Below are 18,986 nucleotides of genomic sequence, written 5' to 3' on the forward strand. Positions count from 1 at the left end.
GGAACCCCAGTAAAACACAAATTTTATGGAAGCAATTACGGTAAGAAAGGCCACGGAAGCAGATTTGGACATGCTGTACCAGTTCGAGCAAGGCGTTATAAACGCAGAGCGCCCGTTCGACGTAACCCTGCGGCCAGGATTGATACATTATTACGATCTAAAAGCATTGATTCATTCACCGAAGGCGCACCTGGTAGTTGCTGAATCGGACAACAAGGTTATTGCTTCCGGTTATGCCCGCATCGATGAATCGAAGCCTTATTTGCGGCACACGCATCATGCCTACCTTGGCTTCATGTATGTGGTGCCTGAGTTTCGCGGGCGGGGTGTCAATGAAAAAATAATGGACGCATTGAAACAATGGTCAAAGGAGCAGAACCTGCATGAACTCCGGCTGCAGGTCTACGAAAATAACGCACCGGCCATCAGGGCGTATGAAAAAATAGGGTTTGCCAAACACATGGTAGAAATGCGTTTTAACCTGGGATAGTAGAGGACAGCTTGTGAGTAATTTATTTTGTAAATGTTAGCACTGAAAAAGTGCCTTTTCCGATGAGGTTCATTTCTTCCTTTTGCTGGTTCTTAAGTATGAATTTATGATCTGTAAACATTTTGATGATCTCATCCGGCATTAAATAAGGTAGCCCGCAATAGTCGTCACGAATTCCTTTTCTTTTTGGCAGGGCCTCAATAATAACCACTTCCCCGGAATCTTTTAAAACCCGGCGGATTTCTTTTAGCATCTTTGAAGGCTCAGTGAACTCGTGCAGGCTTCTGCGGCAGAGGATTTTATTGCAGGATGAAGGATCAAGAGGAATTGAATCTTTCAGAGAAATTTTAAAGTCATAATTGAAGTTGTTTTCCAATTGTTTCTGGAACTGGTGAATCCATATCTAGGCGGCCAACCTATATCCGGACAAGACAGCATCTGGCCGACTATTTCAAATTGACGCAAAAACGACGCAATTATGACGCAATTGACGCAATTATGACGCAATTATTTTCTTAGCTTAAAATACGAACCGGCACCCCTGCTTCCTGAACTATAAATGACTCCCAATTCGACCATCATTGCTAAATCACGGGAAGCAGTTTCTCTTGATACTTTAAACAGCGCCTGATATTTTTTATTAGTAATTTTTTCGAATTCTTTAATATGGAACACGCTTTTTAACTGCCGTTCATTCAGCCCGAGTTTACGTAAATATTCTTCGGTATAAATATCTTTCAAAAAAGTAACCCGTAGCCCTTTCATATCTTCCTCAATAACAGGTTCGGGCAACCCAGCCTGAAGACTATCTTCTATTATTCTGTTTACTCCGCGTCCCCAAGATTCTATGTAACCCGCTTTAAAAAATGCTCCTGCAATATTAGGGTTACGTGGGTAGGAGGAATGCGTACCTTTCAATTTTTCAATCGTCAATTCTTCAGGTAGCTCACCGGGGTTCCATATTTCCAACCTATCGTCGTACACCCTCAAAAATACCCATGTGCTGGAGTAATCTTTATGAATGATAGCATTAAGTGTTGCTTCCCGTAAAGCAGTTTCAGGATATTCCAAAGGTTCCATACGCTCAAGGCCTTTATAAGAAATTGGCCGTATGAGGTAACGATCGTTTAACTTTTCCATCACCTTGTCTGCCATTGTAAGAAGATTGCTCTCAATTATATCTTGAAAGCGTAAATCACTTAATTCTTTCCCAAACCTGCCAATCTTAAAACTGGTGGTTGGTGAAATAGCATAAGGCCTTTTACCAAACAATAATATTGCGGCGTTCGTTAGTTCACCATCTTTTGAGAGCAGGTTAAGCCTTTGTAAAATAGTTTCAGGGTTTTCACTGACAGCATTGGCGGGAATGCGGTCTTTACTTATAGCCTTTTGCAAAAAGACCCGTATGGTTTCAAGGTCTAAATCCTCAGTGGTAGCCCCAGGAACAGGAATATCCTCCCAATTCTTGCCACTCTTTTTAAGTAGCCAATTATGTAACGCCGCGCCTTTCAGTTCCTGCTTAGTACTACCACTGCGGTAGTGGTAAATTCCATGATATGAAATCGGAACTGTGCTGACTGGCACAACTATCTCAATATAATGTTTGCCATCTTTTTTATGCAGATTAACATCAACGACCAGACCGAGATGATTAACGGCTTTGTTAGGGATATCATCCATTAATTTTTTATAACCCTCAATTCCTGTAATATTTTCTTTATCATCTATTCCAATAAATATTTTGCCGCCTTGGGCATTGGTAAAGCCGCATATCCATTTCAGGTATTCATCCCGCCAGCTTTGTTTATATTCTATGTTTTGTTGTTCAGACATATTATTAAAATTGGAAGGCAAGAAAGGTAATAAATCTTATATAATGATCATTGCTTTCAAACCTGGATATAAAATCGAAATTCATTTACCTGGTTTTAGTAAGTGCTTCTACTTGTTGATGGATTTTGCTCTTTAACTCCCTCATATTATTACTGATCTTCTTTTGCGTCACCTTGGCATACAATTGCGTAGTCTTAATGCTTCTATGCCCCAACATCTGGCTAACCGTTTCAATCGGAACATCATTTTCAAGCGTTACCGTGGTTGCAAAAGTGTGCCGGGCAATATGGGTCGTTAGGTATTTGTTGATCTCGCAAACAGTCGCTATTTCTTTCAGGTAGGCATTGTAGCATTGATTGGTATTGACCGGTAGCAGGCAACCTTTGGTTTGGCAATAGAGATCATTCTTATATCGGTCGATTATTTCGAGAGGGATAGGAAGCAAAGGAACCCTTTCATTGTTCCCTGTTTTCTCCCTGTCTTTTGCGATCCACTTACCGCCATCAATGCCGATAACCATATTTTCTGGGGTTAGTTGGTAAAGATCAATATAACCGAAGCCGGTAAAACAGCAGAAAACAAAAACATCCCTTACTTCAGCAAGCCGAGTCGGTAAATTCTTGTTATACAATTTCATTATTTCCTCCATCGTTAAACGTTCGCGTTGCGGAGGATTGTAGGTGCACTTAAATTGCGAAACCGGATTTTTCTCCAGCCACTCCTGGTCAATCGCAAATTGGATGATGCGCTTGAAAGTGTGTATGTATTTCATGGCTGAATTATTGGATAATTTGTCTCTTGTAACCAAATAATGTTCGAGCTCAGTGACAAATGATAGTCTTATCTCGGATAGATTCATATCAGAAACCTTAAACCTATATTTGATAAAAGCTTTTATTTTATCATTGGTTGTATTAATGCACTTAAGCGTGTTGGGCGATTTCTTACCGATCAATACTTTTTCATTGAATCTGCCATGATAGAAATCCAACAACTCTTTTAATGTCTTCTCTTTCTCCCTGATGCCGAGGTATTCGTTTTTTAGTAACTCGGCTGTTATGGTTTTGTCAAGTGCTACCATTCGGTTGTAATGCTTCAGAATATCTGCTTTGATGATCGCCAATCCTTTATTTATCTCAGTGGCTTCTTCATTGTCGCTCATCACAGCTTGTGATCGCTGGTTCCATTTTTTATTGATCACAGCATACCGGGTGGCGAGTTCGGCACGTTTGTTATCTACAGTAATTCGGAGATAAATAGTAGTCACTCCATTTTTTACACGCTTGCGGTTCAACCGGAAAATGGTTGACAAATTCATAGGTCTGATGTTTTTCATAACGCTTTTTTGTGGTCACTTTTTAGTCACCGGTTTTAATGATTTTTACCAACAGCACAATTCTTTCTCCTCTTTCATTTATCCCGGGAAACGCATACTGGTAAAGCGTTACAGGCGAAAAGGTGTCCAAAGCTCCAAAAAATTTTGGACACCTTTTTGGACACCTTTTGCCAGGCGTTTTATTGGGTTAAGGTGAGTTAAGTAAGGAAGCGTTAAAATGACAAAACCCGCGTAAACATTGAGTTTTACACGGGTTTCTTAAATCAGGGGTTATTTTCTTAACCATGAAATGTAGTCCCGACAAGAATCGAACTTGTATCTAAAGTTTAGGAAACTTCTATTCTATCCATTGAACTACGGGACCAAACCTGCTGAAACACAATACCATCCGGTTTCAGCGGCTGCAAAAATAATGGATTATCTTATTCACAGGGAGATAATGTATGAATTAACCGGCGATTGTGTAATTTGAGTTCTAAACCTATGGGAATGAACCGTAACTATCTGCTTACCATGCTCCTGGCATTACTGGTTGCAGGCTGCTGCACGCAATCTGCCAACGCACAGGACAATCGCTTAAAAGCCAATATCAACCACCTGGCCATTTTCGTAGTAGACCTGCAAAAATCGGGCAACTTCTACCAGAACATCATTGGCCTCGACACCATTTCCGAACCCTTCCACGATGGCAAACATATCTGGATGCGCATCGGACTACACGCCGCCCTCCACATCATCCAGGGAGCAGATGCGCCCATCAAACATTTTAAGAACAACCACATCTGCTTCAGTGTGCCCTCAGTAAGGGCTTTCACCGCAAAACTGAAAGAATACCATATCAAATGGGAAGATGTGTCAGGAAAAGAGGAAGGCATTACCAGGAGGCCCGACGGTATCCTGCAAATATGGCTACAAGATCCAGACGGGTATTGGATTGAGATCAATGATGACAGATCATAAATTGCTGAAATTTTAATGAGGTCCCTCGGCTACGCCCGGGATGACGGAAGTATTATATCTTTGCAGCCTCAAAATGGACTATGAAGTTTTATAATATCATTATCAAATACCGTTTCTGGCTGAGTTTGTTGCTGTTGGTAGTGGCTGTGGTACTCAATGTTACCGGAACCGGTTTCTGGCCTACTTTCCCCTTGTATTTCGTGGCCGTAATAGGCTTGTTCAGTCATTTCTTCATTGGTCCGCTGCGCCTTATCCAGGAACCTATGGAGCAGGGCAATATTGAAGAAGTAGAAAAAATACTGAACACCATCTGGTTTCCCGGCCTGCTGTTCAAACCCGTACGCTCTACCTACTATACCATCAGGGGCAACCTGGCCATGATGAAGCAGGACTTCGACACCGCCGAAAAACACCTGAAGAAAAGTACCGAGTTGGGCGCACCCATGCCCGAAGCCGAAGGCGCCAATAAATTGCAACTGGGTATGATGGCCATGCAACGTGGCGACCTGAAACAAGGCGAATCCTATATCCGCGCCGCTATCCGCGCCGGCATACCCGATAAAGAAAGCGAAGCCGTGGCTTACCTGAGCATGTGCCAGATCTTCATGAACAAGCGTGAGTTCCGCGCTGCGAAGGATTTCTTCCGCAGAGCCAAAGCCTGCAAACCCACCACCAAACAGGTGCTCGACCAGATTAAAGAAATTGAAAAGTATATCTCCAGGATGCCTGGCTAAAAAATAAGGCTTACCTTTCCATCAGTGAAAAAGGCACTCATCATAATCACCCTGGTATTGTTCTCATTATCCATCCTGGTAATGCCCTATGCCAATTACGATGATGTAACATCGCTCCAGGCAGTTTATCACAACTGCCTCAACATGGATGGCGACACCAATTTTGTGGAATTCATAGCCGAAAACTTTTTATCGGCCGGCATGGCGCTGGAAAATGACAAGGAAGACACGCCGCCTCAACCCAAACATCCAAATAATACCAACCTGGTCGTTCAAATACAAACCGGCACCCTCTACCAACAGCCGGTTACCGAGATCACCCTGGAACAACCCCTTGTTCCCGCAACGCTGATACCCGTTACCAACACAGATTACATTCCCCAGGATTATCGCCCCGGTATATTTCATCCCCCGGCTCGCGCATAAGACCATTTACCTGTATTAAAAATACCAACGGCAACACCGCTGTGTGGTAGCATATCTTTTATTTCAACTAATACAATCAGATCATGAAAAATATTTTTTCAATGATGCTCATATACATGGGCCTCATTACCGTTGCGTTTGCACAAAACACCAAACCAACCGAAGCGGCGGAGAAAGCATTCCGCCAACAATTTCCCAACGCCAAAGAAGTGAAGTGGGATAAAGAAAACGAGCATGAATATGAGGCATCATTTGTGCTGGATGGAAAAAAGGGATCAGCCAATTTCTCCGCTTCAGGTGAATGGCTGGAAACCGAAATGGCCATCCCGCAAAGCGCCACACCACAGGCTGTGCTGGATGGGTTTAAAAAAGCGCACACCGGTGCCACCATTGCAGCAATCTATAAAATAGAAACCAAAAAGGGACAAAACTATTTTGAGATCGAGTACAAGGTGAAAGGTGGAAAAACCAAAGAAGCTAAACTGGCTTCCGATGGTAAACTGATGTAAATAAACGGCCCTCGCTTGTAGCGAACAAGTCGCGAAAGTGAGGGCCTTATCAAATTGAATGGACAATGAAAAAAGCAATCGTAATACTATACTTACTCCTGCCTACAACAATCATTCTTGCGCAGAAAAAAACTGATACCGTTAAAACAGTTCCTGTCCCGATAAAAAAAGATACCATTCCCCCTCAACCCCAAAAAGATACAACTCTCACCCCCTCAAAAAAACCATTCGAAGGCGAATCGGAAGTGATCGTTGTTTCTTCCTCCCGCACTAACTCGCGCATCGAAGACCTGCCTACTAAAGTAGAAGTGCTGGGTGCCGAAGAAATGCACGAAGAGAATGGCATCAAGCCCGGCAATATTGTTAGCTTATTGGGCGATATCGCCGGCATACAAATACAGCAAACCAACGCCGCTACCGGCAATGCCGATATGCGCATACAAGGTTTGCAGGGAAAATACACGCAGATACTGCGCGATGGTATTCCGCTGTTTGGCGGCTACTCGGGCAGCTTCAGCATTTTACAAATACCACCGCTCGATCTGCAACAAGTAGAACTGGTAAAAGGATCGAGCTCTACCTTGTATGGTGGCGGCGCCATTGCCGGTATGCTCAACCTGGTGTCTAAAAAACCAAAGCTGGGCACACCGGAAGGAAGCTTCACACTCAACCGCTCTACCTTAAAAGAGAACAACCCGAACCTTTTCTTTTCTAACAGGAATAAAAATGCCGGCTATACTTTGTTTGCAGGTGGCACACTGCAAAATGCAGTAGATGTAAACAACGACGGCTTCTCCGATGTACCCGATGTTAAAAGTGTATTCATTCACCCGCGCGTGTTTTTATACGGAGGAGAAAAATCTACCGTGATATTGGGCTACACACTCAACTACGAAGACCGCAAAGGTGGCGATATGAAAGTGCTCGACAAAACAGCAGGCCCGCAAAACCAATTCTTCATACAGAACAAAAGCCTGCGCAATGTGGCCGATATTACCTGGGAGCAACAACTGCCCAACAGCGCACAACTCACAGCCAAAGCGAGTACCAGTTTTTTCAACCGCGATGTGAACACCAATGTCTTTGGTATGAAGGGAAACCAGTTCAGCTGGTACAGTGAAGTAGCCTATTCGCAGCGAAAAGGACAACACAACTATGTGATGGGCATCAACTTCAACGGCGATGATTTTAAAAAACAACACCCCGACAGCAGCCTCATACCCAACGAATCATCCAATACCCTTGGTTTTTTTGCACAAGACGACTGGAAGTTCGCCAATGCCTTCACCTTACAAAGCGGACTGCGGGTAGACGTCAACAACAGCTATGGTACTTTCGTGCTCCCCCGCTTATCGCTCATGTATAAAATGAACCGGAACATTACCATGCGTTTGGGCGGCGGACTCGGTTACAAAACACCCACGCTCTTCAATGCAGAGCTCGATGAAAGGGATTATCATTATCTCGCTGGCTATTCAACCGGAATCAAAGCAGAGCGGTCTGCCGGCGCCAATTTCGACATCAACTACAAACGCAATATGGGCGAATGGAGCCTCACCATCAACCAGTCGTTTTTCTACAACCGCATCAACCAACCGCTGCTGCTCGATAGCATGGGAACAACACCTGCGATACTCCGGTATCAAAATGCCGGTGCACCCATTGAAACCACCGGTTTTGAAACGTATATACAAGCGAAGGAAGACGAGCTGGAACTATACCTGGGCTATGTGTATACAGATGCCAGAAGAAAATACGATGCAGTAAATACAGCACTGCCCCTGATTGCGCGTCACAAACTGGCCGCCATCATTGCCTATAAATTCACTGAAAAATTCAAGGCAGGTTTTGAAACGGCCTATACCGGTGTGCAGCATCTCGACAACGGGCAAACCACCACTCCCTATGTTTTCATGGCAGCGATGCTGGGATATAAAATAGGCAAAGCCTCCTTCGTGTTGAACTGCGAAAACCTGTTAGATTATCGGCAGAGCAAAAACAACCCGGTCGTTTTCCCGCCCTATACCAATCCCCGTTTCCCCGAAATATGGGCGCCACTGGAGGGAAGGGTGTTGAATCTTTCGATGTATGTGAAGTTTTAAGTGTAGAGATACGTAAAAGTGTCGCATTTTGCGGCACCTTATGTAACTACTTTATTGCAATGCCTGGTACACCAGTACTTTGAATTTTTCACCAAGATCTCCATGGCTGTTGGGAAACTGCTGTAATACAAATTGCGCTGTGATTTTTTCCTGCGGGTCTATCCAGTAAGTAGAACTGAACATACCACCCCAACTGAAAGTACCCGGCGGGGAAGTGCTCCTGCCACTGGCGGCATCGGTAACAATTTCAAAGCCCAACCCGAATTTGGTAAGGCGCGATCCGTTCACGTACAGGTCGCCGATCTGGTTTTGCGTCATGAGCCGGACAGAATGCGCGCTTAATATTCTTTTGCCGTTGAGTACGCCGCCATTCATGAGGCTTTCCATGAAAAGGGTATAATCGTAAGCAGTAGAGACCAGTCCGCCGCCACCGGAATAAAACTTCCCATCCGGGTCAAGCGGATAGTCGCGGTAAAACTCGCCATTGATAACTATTTTCGGTTCCATGTTCACCACATGTTTGCTCTTATCTTCCGAATGCAGCATGGCCAGGCGGGTGTATTTTTCTTTGGGCAGGTAGAAATAAGAGTCCTTCATACCCAACGGCTCAAAAATATGTTCCCGGAAATACTCGGCGAGACTTTGTCCGCTCAACACTTCTACCAGGTAACCGAGTACATCGGTGTTCAATCCGTACGTGAAATGTTCGCCCGGCTGGTGCATCAACGGAAGATGTGCCAACCGCTCTATGTTTTCGGCAGAAGTGCCGTCTAACAAACCGATGCCGCCCACCACGCCGGCTTTGGCATAGATAGCATTGGCAACGGGCGTACCAATTTGCGCATAAGAGATACCTGAAGTATGGGTAAGCAGGTCGCGGATGGTAACTTCCCTTTTAGCGGGAACAGTGGTATAGCTGGAATCGGCTTTATTGAACTGGTTGAGTACGGCAGGGTTTTTAAACCCGGGAATGTATTTGGAGATAGGATCATCCAGCAGCAACCTGCCTTCTTCATATAATTGCATGATGGCCACGCTGGTGATGGCCTTGGTTTGCGAAGCAATACGGAAGATGGCGTCTTTCTCCAGCTTCTTGTGTTGTTCTTTATCGTCATAACCCAATGCCTTATAATATACCGTATGTCCGTTATGGGTAACAAGCGCAACAGCGCCGGCGATCCACCCGCTATCGATGTATCGCTGGATCAGTTTGTCGATCCTTTGTAAACGTTCAACAGAAAATCCTTTGTTTTCGGGGATTGCTACGGATGCGGAGGTTTGTGCTGATATTGTTTGATAAGAACAAACAACCAGCAACAGGCATGCAATGGCTTTTTTCATGGTATTAAGATAGACTTTTATTCTTCATACCGCCGTACCACTTCTTCCACCACCCGGGGAAAATGCAGGTGCTCCAATACATGCACTTTTTGAGCCAGGCTTTCGGGGGTATCGCCGGGTTCAACAACACAAGCGGCTTGGAAAATGGGCGCCCCCTCATCGAAATGCTCATTTACATAATGTATGGTAATGCCACTCTCTTTTTCACCGGCGGCAATCACCGCTTCGTGCACATGCCTGCCATACATACCCTTGCCCCCGTATTTGGGCAAAAGGGCCGGGTGTATATTAATGATGCGGTTGGGATAAGCCTGTATAAGGGCTGCCGGAATCTTCCAGAGAAAGCCGGCCAGCACAATGAACCCGATCTCCTGCTGTTTCAGGGCAGCTACATAGGCATCGCCCCTGAAAAAAGGTTCTTTTTCAATCAATAATACCGGAACCTGGTGATGGGCAGCTATGTTTAGCGCTCCGGCATCAGGTTTGTTGCAAACTACCAACGCCACTTTGATCCGGGGGTGACCGGTAAAATGTTCGATGATCTTTTCGGCATTGGAGCCAGTACCCGAAGCAAAAATGGCAATACGAATGGGAGAGTAGTTAGACATGAGTCAAATCTACACTAAAACGTCTGACATAAACATTCCGTAAATAGAAATAAAAGCAGCCAAATTCGCTGAAACTCAACCCTGATAAGGGTAAATAATTTTTTGAGAAGGTTTGGTTTTTGTCAGCTACGTGTCATATTTTTGCAGCCGTTCACGGATATTTTTCCACACCAAGAACCACGTTTGTGAATATGATATCTCTTAGTCGTATAGCCAAAACCAGTTTCCTCAGTGCAGTTCTTTTAATGGGCCTTTCTTTAGTGAATCCCGCCTCCGCACAGGATGGTAAGACCGTTTTTAATACCAATTGCGCCTCCTGTCACGCAGTAAATAAAAAATTGACCGGTCCTGCCCTGGCTGGTGTGGAAGATCGCTGGTCCGACAGGAAAAAGATCCATGCATGGGTACACAATCCTGCAGGTTTTGCCAAAACCGACGCGTATGCGGCCAACCTGATGAAGGAGTACAGTCCTACTGTAATGACCGGCTTCCCGAACCTGTCTGAAAAAGAGATCGACGCCGTACTGGATTATATCAAAACCGTTCCCGCTGCCGGCGCAGCAGGCGCCGCTAACCCGGCTGCCGATGCCAAAACCAGTGAAGGCGATAACAGTCTCCTTTTTGGCGTTCTCACCCTGATCCTGGCCGTTGTAGCCCTGATCTTGTTACAGGTGAACTCAAACCTGAAAAAACTGGCCGATAAGCACGAAGGTCACGATACCGCCGAACCCATTCCTTTCTGGAAGAACAAGAGCTATATTGCCATGCTCACCGTGATCCTGTTCGTGATCGGTGGTTATTTTGTGTCGAAGGGCGCGATGGCATTGGGCCGCAGCAAAGATTACCAACCCGAACAACCCATTTTCTACTCGCATAAAGTACACGCAGGCATCAACCAGATCAACTGCCAGTATTGCCATACCGGTGTATACCAGGGCAAGCAGGCCACCATTCCTTCGGTGAACATCTGTATGAACTGCCACAAAGCCATCAACGAATACAAAGGCGAAAAGATCTTCAACGAGGCCGGCGACGAAGTGAACGGAACAGCAGAGATCCAGAAATTATATAAGTATGCAGGTTATGAGTCCGGTAAACCCTGGGACGAAACCAAAGCCAAACCCATTGAATGGGTGCGCATCCACAACCTGCCCGACCACGTTTATTTCAACCACTCACAGCACGTGAAAGCAGGCCAGGTTGCTTGTCAGACCTGCCACGGAGAGATCACCAAAATGTCGGAAGTGAAGCAGTTTGCCGACCTGAGCATGGGCTGGTGTATCAACTGCCACCGCGAAACACAGGTGCAGTTCAAAGACAACGGATTCTACAGCATTTATGAGAAATACCACCAGGACCTGAAGAGCGGAAAGATCGACAGCGCCAAGGGTATTACCGTAGAGAAGATCGGCGGTACAGAGTGTCAGAAATGTCACTACTAGAACAGTAACAAAAAACACACAAAGAACGAGGCAGGCTAACCGGTAACGGTGGGCCGCCAACTGTCAACTAATAATTATGGAGCAAAAAAAGCACTGGCAAAGTTTTGGAGAGCTGAATCAGTCTGAGGCTTACAATAAAGACGTAAAAGACGAATTCAGGGAAGAACTGCCGTTTGTTGGCGATGAAAGCAAAAGCTTCCTTGACGCCAAAGCGCCACGCAGGGACTTTTTGAAATACCTGGGATTCAGCACCGCCGCTGCCGCTGTGGCCGCGAGTTGCGAAATGCCTGTAAAGAAAGCCATCCCGTTTGCGAATAAACCGGAAGATATTGTTCCCGGTGTTTCCAATTATTATGCTACCACTTATGTGCAGGATGGAGATGTGGTGAGTGTGCTGGCCAAAGTGCGCGACGGACGCCCCATCAAGATCGAGGGTAACGAACTGAGCCCTATCACCCAGGGCGGTACTTCTGCCCGTGCACAGGCATCGGTGCTCGACCTCTATGATACCGCACGCCTGCGTTTCCCCACCATCGATGGTAAAGAAGTAACTTTTGAAGCAATAGATAAAGCGGTAGCCGCTTCTTTGAACGGTCCCGTAGTAGTGCTTACCAGCACCGTGGTTTCTCCTTCCACCAAAGAAGCGATCAACCAGTTGCTGGCCAAATATCCCGGCAGCCGACACGTAACTTACGATGCGGTTTCTTATTCAGCCCTGTTGCTGGCCAATGAAGCATCTTACGGTGTAAGGGGTATTCCTTCTTACCGCTTCGACAAAGCAAAAGCAATTGTAAGCCTCGATGCCGATTTCCTCGGCACCTGGTTGAGCCCGGTTGAATTTGCCAAACAATATGCCACCGGCAAAAAGATCAACGAGAAGAATCCTGAGATGAGCAAGCACATTCATTTTGAAAGCTTAGCCAGTCTCACCGGTTCCAACGCAGATGAAAAATATTTACACCGCCCCTCAGAAACAGGTGCGGTAGCAGTAGCCCTGCTGAATGCCGTTAACGGCGAGGGTGCAACTGGTATCAGCGATGCCAAACTGAAAGCAGCTATTGAAAAAGCAGCCAAAGAACTGAACGCCAACAAAGGTGCAGCGCTGGTAGTAAGCGGCAGCAACGATGTGAACGTGCAAACAGTGGTGAACGCCATCAACAACGCCATCAATGCGAATGGTACTACCATCGACTGGTCGGTACTGAACAATACCCGCCAGGGCATCGACGCCGATTTTGTGAAACTGGTGGAAGACATGAATGCAGGTGCGGTGAACACCCTGCTGATCTACGGTGCCAATCCCGCATATAGCTGGTTTGATGCAGATAAGTTCAAAGCCGGACTGAAAAAAGTAAAAACGACTATTTCTTTCGCCGGTAAGGTGGATGAAACCGCGGAGCTCTGCAAATTCGTAGCGCCCGATCATCACTATTTGGAAAGCTGGGGCGATGCAGAAGCCAAAACCGGTCATTTCTCACTCATCCAGCCTACGATCTATCCTTTGTTCAAAACACGCCAGTGGCAAGACAGCCTGCTCAAATGGAGCGGCGCTGCTACCGATTACCTGGCCTTCCTCAAAAATTACTGGAGCACCAAACTGGGTGGTGCTGCCGGATGGGATAAAGCGCTGCAAGACGGTGTGATCAACCCCACTGGTGAAACAGCTGCTAAAGCTGCCAGCTATAATGGCGCTTCACTGGCTAATGCAGTATCTGCTATTGCTTCTGCTAAAAAAGGCGGGAAAGTTGAACTGGTGCTGTATGAAAAAATAGCCATCGGAGCCGGACAGGGCGCTGCAAATCCCTGGTTACAGGAAATGCCCGACCCCATTACCCGTGCTACCTGGGATAACTACGTGATTGTTTCACCTGCCATGGCCAGGACTTTGCTGGACATCGACCTCAACAATGGTGGTCAGGCAGACAGCTACGAAGTGAACCCACCCAAGAAAGTAGTAAAAGTTACTGTTGGCAATAAGAGCATTGAATTACCTGCGCTGATCATCCCCGGCACCCACCCCGATACCATCGGTATTGCAGTAGGATATGGCCGCAGTGAGAAGATCGGTTTGTCCGCTGCCAACGTAGGTAAGAATGCATTCGCCCTTGCTTCACTCAGCAATGGTGTAGTGAACTTCGATAACAGCGATGTTACGATCACTGTAACAGGCGAAAAATACCCGGTTGCGCTTACGCAAACACACAGCCGTTACGATACTACACAAGGTAACCGTACCGAAGTGATGAAAGAGTTGACGCTGGCTGAGTACAAAGCACATCCTTCAGAAATACGTGAAGACCGCGATAAAGAATTGCAACCGTTTGGCGGACTGGCCGAATATGAAAAGCAGGGTACCATCTATCCTGTATACGAAAGGCCGGGTATCAAATGGGGTATGAGTGTTGACCTCAACAGTTGTACCGGTTGCGGCGCCTGCGTGGTGGCTTGTACTGCTGAGAACAACGTAGCAGTAGTAGGTAAACCCGAAGTGCTGCGCGGACATGAAATGCAGTGGCTGCGTATCGACCGCTATTACAGTGGCGATATGGACAACCCGAATGTGGTGTTCCAGCCGCTGATGTGTCAGCATTGCGATAACGCTCCTTGTGAGAACGTTTGTCCGGTGGCTGCTACCAACCACAGCAGCGAAGGTTTGAACCAGATGGCTTATAACCGTTGCGTAGGTACCCGTTATTGCGCCAATAACTGTCCGTTCAAAGTACGCCGTTTCAACTGGGCCGATTATACCGGTGCCGACAGCTTCCCCGATAACCAAAGGGGTATTGTGAACGATGTGGTATTGAACATGAGCGATGACCTCACCCGCATGGTACTGAACCCCGATGTTACAGTACGTTCACGCGGTGTGATCGAAAAATGTTCCTTCTGTGTACAGCGTTTGCAGGAAGCTAAGCTGAAAGCCAAGCGCGAAAGCAGGCCGATGATAGACAGCGATATCAAAGTGGCTTGTCAGCAGGCTTGTCCTACCAACGCCATCAACTTTGGTAACGCCAACGATAAGCACAGCGCCATTACCAAAATACGTATCGACAATCCGAACCGCCAGTTCTATTCATTGGAGCAGCTGCACGTATTGCCGAACGTAACTTACCTGGCCAAAGTGCGGAACAAAGAAGAAGAGAAAGAAGAGAAGAAAGAACACGCTTAATAAAATTTGTCCTGGGCTTAAGCCCAGGGATAAAAAAATAAGATCAGATGCATTTAAAGTATGAATCACAGCTCAGGGAACCGTTAGTGAATGGTGATAAGAACTATCACCAGGTAACGGAAGACATTGTTCGCCCTATTGAAGCCAAACCCCCGCGGTTGTGGTATGTGGGGTTCTTCACTGCTGTTGCCTTACTGATGTTTGGGGTGTACAGTGTTTACCGGGATGTAACCTACGGTATCGGGCAGTGGAACCTGAATAAAACGATCGGTTGGGGCTGGGACATCACCAACTTCGTATGGTGGGTAGGTATCGGTCACGCCGGTACGCTGATCTCTGCGATCCTGTTGCTGTTCCGCCAGGGATGGAGAACAGGGGTGAACCGTGCGGCTGAAGCGATGACCATCTTTGCGGTAATGTGTGCCGGACAGTTCCCTATCTTCCACATGGGACGTGTGTGGATGGCTTTCTTCGTATTACCTTATCCCAATACACGCGGACCACTGTGGGTGAACTTCAACTCACCACTGTTGTGGGACGTGTTTGCGATCTCTACATACTTCACCGTATCCTTGCTGTTCTGGTATTCCGGTCTGATTCCCGACTTCGGTACCATCCGCGACCGCGCTTTTACCAAACTGCGCAAACGCTTATACGGTATCGCTTCATTCGGATGGAGCGGTTCTACCAAACACTGGCAGCGTCATGAAAGCTTATCACTGGTACTCGCCGGTTTGAGTACGCCGCTGGTACTTTCTGTACACACCATCGTATCGTTCGACTTCGCCACTTCAGTGATACCCGGATGGCATACCACCATCTTCCCACCCTACTTCGTTGCTGGTGCGATCTTCTCTGGTTTTGCGATGACACAAACCTTGTTGCTGGTGGTACGTAAAGTGTTTGGACTGCAGGATTACATTACCATGGGACACATTGAAGCGATGAACAAAGTAATTGTGTTAACGGGTTCCATTGTGGGTGTGGCATACTTAACAGAATTGTTCATGGGCTGGTACAGCCAGAATAAATACGAAGGATATACCTTCTGGTACAGCCGTGCTTACCTGTTCAGTCCTTATGGCTGGAGCTACTGGGGCATGATGGCTTGTAATGTATTGAGTCCGCAGATATTCTGGTTCCGCAAAATGAGAAGGAACCTGTTCGTAACCTTCTTCATGAGTATCATCGTGAACATCGGTATGTGGTTCGAGCGTTTCGTGATCATCGTAACATCACTGTACCGCGACTACCTGCCTTCCAGCTGGTCTGTGTATTACAGTCCAACTATTTGGGAGGTCGGCTTCTACGCCGGAACCTTCGGATTGTTCTTCACCTGCTTCTTCTTATTCGCTAAATATTTCCCTGTGATAGCCATTGCCGAGATCAAGTACGTGCTGAAGACAACGGGAGAAAATTATAAGGCGAAGATGACACCTATAGAAGAACAGAGCCTGGAACATTTTGCGCACGAACAAGCGCATCACTAAGCATAAGAATGTAAACTGAAATACATGGCAAAAAAGAAATTCGTAGTAGGCTGTTTTGATGATGAAGCCGTTCTGTTTCCTGCAGTGAAAAAAGTACGCACCGCAGGTTACAAGATACACGATGTGTACACACCCTTTGCTGTACATGGCCTGGACCATGCGTTGGGCATCAGGGAAACCAGTCTGCATACCGCCGGTTTCATTTATGGTATCACTGGTACCACCACGGCATTGAGCGGTATCTCCTGGATCCTGGCCAAGGACTGGCCTCTGAACTTCGGCGGTAAGCCACACTTCGCTTTGCCAGCCTGGATTCCCATTACGTTCGAGCTGACGGTATTGTTCTCGGCTGTGGGCATGGTACTCACATTCTGCTATCTCTGCCAGATAGCGCCTTTTGTGAAGAAGCACCATTTCCACCCACGCGCTACAGACGATCTGTTTGTAATGGTGATCGAGTGTACCGACAAGACCAATGTAGACGACCTGCGTTCATTCCTGCACAGCAACGGCGCTGTAGAGACCGATGTACAGGTAGCAGAAACCGGCTGGTGGCTGGGCAGGTACGATAAAGATGAAATGCCTTTTGAAACCAAGCAAGCAGTAGTTGCTTAATTACAATATAGAACGACGATGAATAAATTATCTATCATAGCTGTTTTGTCTGCCGCCACGGTGATTGTAAGCTGTAGCGATGTAAAACGCACACCCGGACATATTTATATGCCTGATATGGCTTATAGCCGCGCGTATGAAACCTATGCAGACCACAGTAACCTGGCAGAAAAGGGTATCAATTTCGACAACAGGCCGGTAGCAGGAACCATTGCACGTGAAGAGGAAATGCCTTTCCCTTATGCCAAAGACCAGGGTACCGATACTACCAACTATGTTGCATCTAAGCAGGTGAAGAGTCCTTTCGATTCGTTATCAACTACCGATGCAAAAGAGGCGGAGCGTTTGTACCAGATCAACTGCGGTATCTGCCATGGTACCAAACTGGATGGTAACGGACCGCTGTATAAAGGAGGTGAAGGACCTTATCCGGCTGCACCCAAGAATTTTATCGGAGACCCGGTGGTTTCTGTGATGCCGGAAGGACAGATGTTCTATTCAGTTTCTTATGGGAAGAACATGATGGGTTCTTATGCTTCTCAACTGACTCGCAAACAGCGCTGGATGGTAATCAAATACATTAAGAACAAACAACTGGCGGCTAAAGCTGCAGCAGCTGCTCCGGCAGCCGATGCAACCGCGAAAAAATAACTAATCAGAGGATCAAAATAAAAGATTAACGATGGCATCATCTATCAGAACGCAATTTGAGATTCCCGGAAAAATGAAAACCTGGTCATTGTCGCTCATCGGCATTGGGTTGGTTGCATTGGTGATCGGACTGGCAACCAAAGGTTTGAGCAGCGATGAACACGAGCAGGCGCATTTCTGGGGTACATTGATGTACAATACCATCTTCTGGACCATGATCTGCAATGCGAGCATGTTCTTTATCTGTGCTACCACATTGGCCATGGGCGGATGGGAGCAAACGTTCCGTCGTGTTTGTGAAGCGATCTCTACGATGGTGCCTATTTTTGGATCTATCACTTTTGTAGTACTGCTTTATGTGGTACTGGGCAACAAACACCATATCTATCACTGGCTCGACAGCGATGCCGTTGCCAACGATTCTTTGTTGAAAGGAAAATCAGGTTTCCTGAACCCTAAGTTTTTCATCATCTGGACCACCCTCACCCTGGGCTTCTGGAGCCTGCTGGGCTGGAGGATGCGCCAGCTGGGTAATGAAGCAGATGAGCCGATGGATGCAGAACAGGGCGCCAGCTTCATCTGGAGAGGTACCATCCGCGCGGCATTGTTCATTGTTTGGTTCGCCCTCACCGTAGGTTCTACCGTTCCCTGGTTGTGGATGATGAGCATCGATGCACACTGGTATTCTACCATGTACAGCTGGTATACTTTCGCCAGTTCATTCGTATCAGGCATGTCATTGATCGCATTGTGGGTGATCTATCTCAAAAACAAAGGTTACCTGGAACTCACCAACCAGGAACACCTGCAGGATCTCGGTAAATTCATGTTCGCCTTCTCTATCTTCTGGACCTACCTATGGTTTGCACAGTATATGCTGATCTGGTATGCAAACATCCCTGAAGAGACTGTTTATTTCAAACACCGTGTACAGGGGCCTTATAAAGGGATTTTCTTCCTGAATCTGATCATCAACTTTGTATGCCCGATACTGATACTGATGAAACGTTCTGCAAAAAGAAATTATACCCTGATGACTTTTATGGCAGTGTTGATCCTCTTCGGACACTGGATCGATTTCTACCAGATGGTAATGGGAAGCCTGTCTAAAGAGCATGTAACCCTGGGTTGGCTGGATTTTGGTATCCTGAGTTTGTTTGTGGGCATGATGATATATTTTGTAGGAAAGTCACTGGCCAGCAAGCCGCTGGTGCAGAAACACCATCCCTTCATCAAAGAGAGTGTTATTCACGTGGTATAAACCGTATAGAAGCGTATTT

Annotated in this window: 17 protein-coding genes and 1 tRNA gene; 12 read left to right on the top strand and 6 right to left on the bottom strand. The window is 46.5% G+C overall.

Annotation, left to right across the window (positions count from 1 at the left end; all coding sequences use genetic code 11):
* The first annotated feature begins 25 nt into the window (after positions 1-25).
* The gene (locus BLU98_RS07580; RefSeq protein WP_092723430.1) at positions 26-490 is read left to right on the top strand and encodes a GNAT family N-acetyltransferase; all 465 of its coding nucleotides are present in this window, start codon (positions 26-28) and stop codon (positions 488-490) included.
* 22 nt (positions 491-512) lie between these two features.
* On the opposite strand, the gene BLU98_RS07585 is transcribed toward BLU98_RS07580, so the two are convergent.
* The 4 genes from BLU98_RS07585 to BLU98_RS07600 all read right to left on the bottom strand — a co-directional run bounded on the left by BLU98_RS07585 (position 513) and on the right by BLU98_RS07600 (position 4,023).
* On the bottom strand, positions 513-866 hold the full coding sequence (locus BLU98_RS07585; RefSeq protein WP_257574803.1) for a class I SAM-dependent methyltransferase: 354 nt from the start codon (positions 864-866) through the stop codon (positions 513-515).
* A gap of 131 nt (positions 867-997) precedes the next feature.
* The gene (locus BLU98_RS07590) at positions 998-2,323 is read right to left on the bottom strand and encodes an ATP-binding protein (protein WP_092723432.1); all 1,326 of its coding nucleotides are present in this window, start codon (positions 2,321-2,323) and stop codon (positions 998-1,000) included.
* Positions 2,324-2,408: 85 nt separating this feature from the next.
* On the bottom strand, positions 2,409-3,659 hold the full coding sequence (locus tag BLU98_RS07595; protein ID WP_092723433.1) for a site-specific integrase: 1,251 nt from the start codon (positions 3,657-3,659) through the stop codon (positions 2,409-2,411).
* Positions 3,660-3,951: 292 nt separating this feature from the next.
* Positions 3,952-4,023: transfer RNA gene (locus tag BLU98_RS07600), tRNA-Arg, on the bottom strand.
* Between the two features lie 125 nt (positions 4,024-4,148).
* Here BLU98_RS07600 and BLU98_RS07605 point away from each other — a divergent pair.
* From BLU98_RS07605 to BLU98_RS07625, 5 genes are all read left to right on the top strand, one after another.
* Complete coding sequence (locus BLU98_RS07605) at positions 4,149-4,619, top strand: VOC family protein (protein ID WP_092723434.1); 471 nt, start codon at positions 4,149-4,151, stop codon at positions 4,617-4,619.
* A gap of 80 nt (positions 4,620-4,699) precedes the next feature.
* On the top strand, positions 4,700-5,353 hold the full coding sequence (locus BLU98_RS07610; protein ID WP_092723435.1) for a tetratricopeptide repeat protein: 654 nt from the start codon (positions 4,700-4,702) through the stop codon (positions 5,351-5,353).
* Positions 5,354-5,377: 24 nt separating this feature from the next.
* Positions 5,378-5,779: a hypothetical protein gene (locus BLU98_RS07615; RefSeq protein ID WP_092723436.1), complete on the top strand. Its 402-nt coding sequence runs from the start codon at positions 5,378-5,380 to the stop codon at positions 5,777-5,779.
* A gap of 101 nt (positions 5,780-5,880) precedes the next feature.
* Positions 5,881-6,288 carry a PepSY-like domain-containing protein gene (locus BLU98_RS07620; RefSeq protein ID WP_257574804.1) on the top strand — a complete coding sequence of 136 codons (408 nt, stop codon included), beginning with the start codon at positions 5,881-5,883 and terminating at the stop codon, positions 6,286-6,288.
* Positions 6,289-6,353: 65 nt separating this feature from the next.
* Positions 6,354-8,390, top strand: coding sequence for a TonB-dependent receptor plug domain-containing protein (locus tag BLU98_RS07625; RefSeq protein WP_092723438.1), 2,037 nt, complete (start codon positions 6,354-6,356; stop codon positions 8,388-8,390).
* A 51-nt stretch (positions 8,391-8,441) separates the two neighbouring features.
* On the opposite strand, the gene BLU98_RS07630 is transcribed toward BLU98_RS07625, so the two are convergent.
* Together BLU98_RS07630 and purN are read right to left on the bottom strand one after the other, a co-directional pair.
* Complete coding sequence (locus BLU98_RS07630) at positions 8,442-9,731, bottom strand: serine hydrolase domain-containing protein (protein WP_092723439.1); 1,290 nt, start codon at positions 9,729-9,731, stop codon at positions 8,442-8,444.
* A gap of 17 nt (positions 9,732-9,748) precedes the next feature.
* Positions 9,749-10,339 (bottom strand): phosphoribosylglycinamide formyltransferase, encoded by a 591-nt coding sequence (purN, locus tag BLU98_RS07635; protein ID WP_092723440.1) that lies wholly within the window; start codon positions 10,337-10,339, stop codon positions 9,749-9,751.
* Between the two features lie 191 nt (positions 10,340-10,530).
* On the opposite strand from purN, the gene BLU98_RS07640 reads away from it, so the two are divergent.
* The 6 genes from BLU98_RS07640 to BLU98_RS07665 all read left to right on the top strand — a co-directional run bounded on the left by BLU98_RS07640 (position 10,531) and on the right by BLU98_RS07665 (position 18,967).
* On the top strand, positions 10,531-11,781 hold the full coding sequence (locus BLU98_RS07640) for a c-type cytochrome (protein WP_092723441.1): 1,251 nt from the start codon (positions 10,531-10,533) through the stop codon (positions 11,779-11,781).
* Between the two features lie 76 nt (positions 11,782-11,857).
* Positions 11,858-14,950, top strand: a complete 3,093-nt coding sequence (locus tag BLU98_RS07645) for a TAT-variant-translocated molybdopterin oxidoreductase (RefSeq protein ID WP_092723442.1) — start codon at positions 11,858-11,860, stop codon at positions 14,948-14,950.
* A 47-nt stretch (positions 14,951-14,997) separates the two neighbouring features.
* Entirely contained in the window at positions 14,998-16,440 is a 1,443-nt protein-coding gene (nrfD, locus tag BLU98_RS07650) for an NrfD/PsrC family molybdoenzyme membrane anchor subunit (RefSeq protein ID WP_026768828.1), read from the top strand.
* A 24-nt stretch (positions 16,441-16,464) separates the two neighbouring features.
* Positions 16,465-17,055, top strand: coding sequence for a DUF3341 domain-containing protein (locus BLU98_RS07655; RefSeq protein ID WP_092723443.1), 591 nt, complete (start codon positions 16,465-16,467; stop codon positions 17,053-17,055).
* Between the two features lie 18 nt (positions 17,056-17,073).
* Positions 17,074-17,706 (top strand): c-type cytochrome, encoded by a 633-nt coding sequence (locus BLU98_RS07660; protein ID WP_092723444.1) that lies wholly within the window; start codon positions 17,074-17,076, stop codon positions 17,704-17,706.
* 31 nt (positions 17,707-17,737) lie between these two features.
* A complete protein-coding gene (locus tag BLU98_RS07665) occupies positions 17,738-18,967 on the top strand; it encodes a quinol:cytochrome C oxidoreductase (protein WP_092723445.1) in 1,230 nt (409 codons plus the stop codon).
* The last annotated feature ends 19 nt before the right edge of the window (positions 18,968-18,986 follow it).

The organism is Hydrobacter penzbergensis (genome assembly GCF_900106985.1).
In the GTDB taxonomy this organism is placed as follows: Bacteria; Bacteroidota; Bacteroidia; order Chitinophagales; family Chitinophagaceae; genus Sediminibacterium; species Sediminibacterium magnilacihabitans.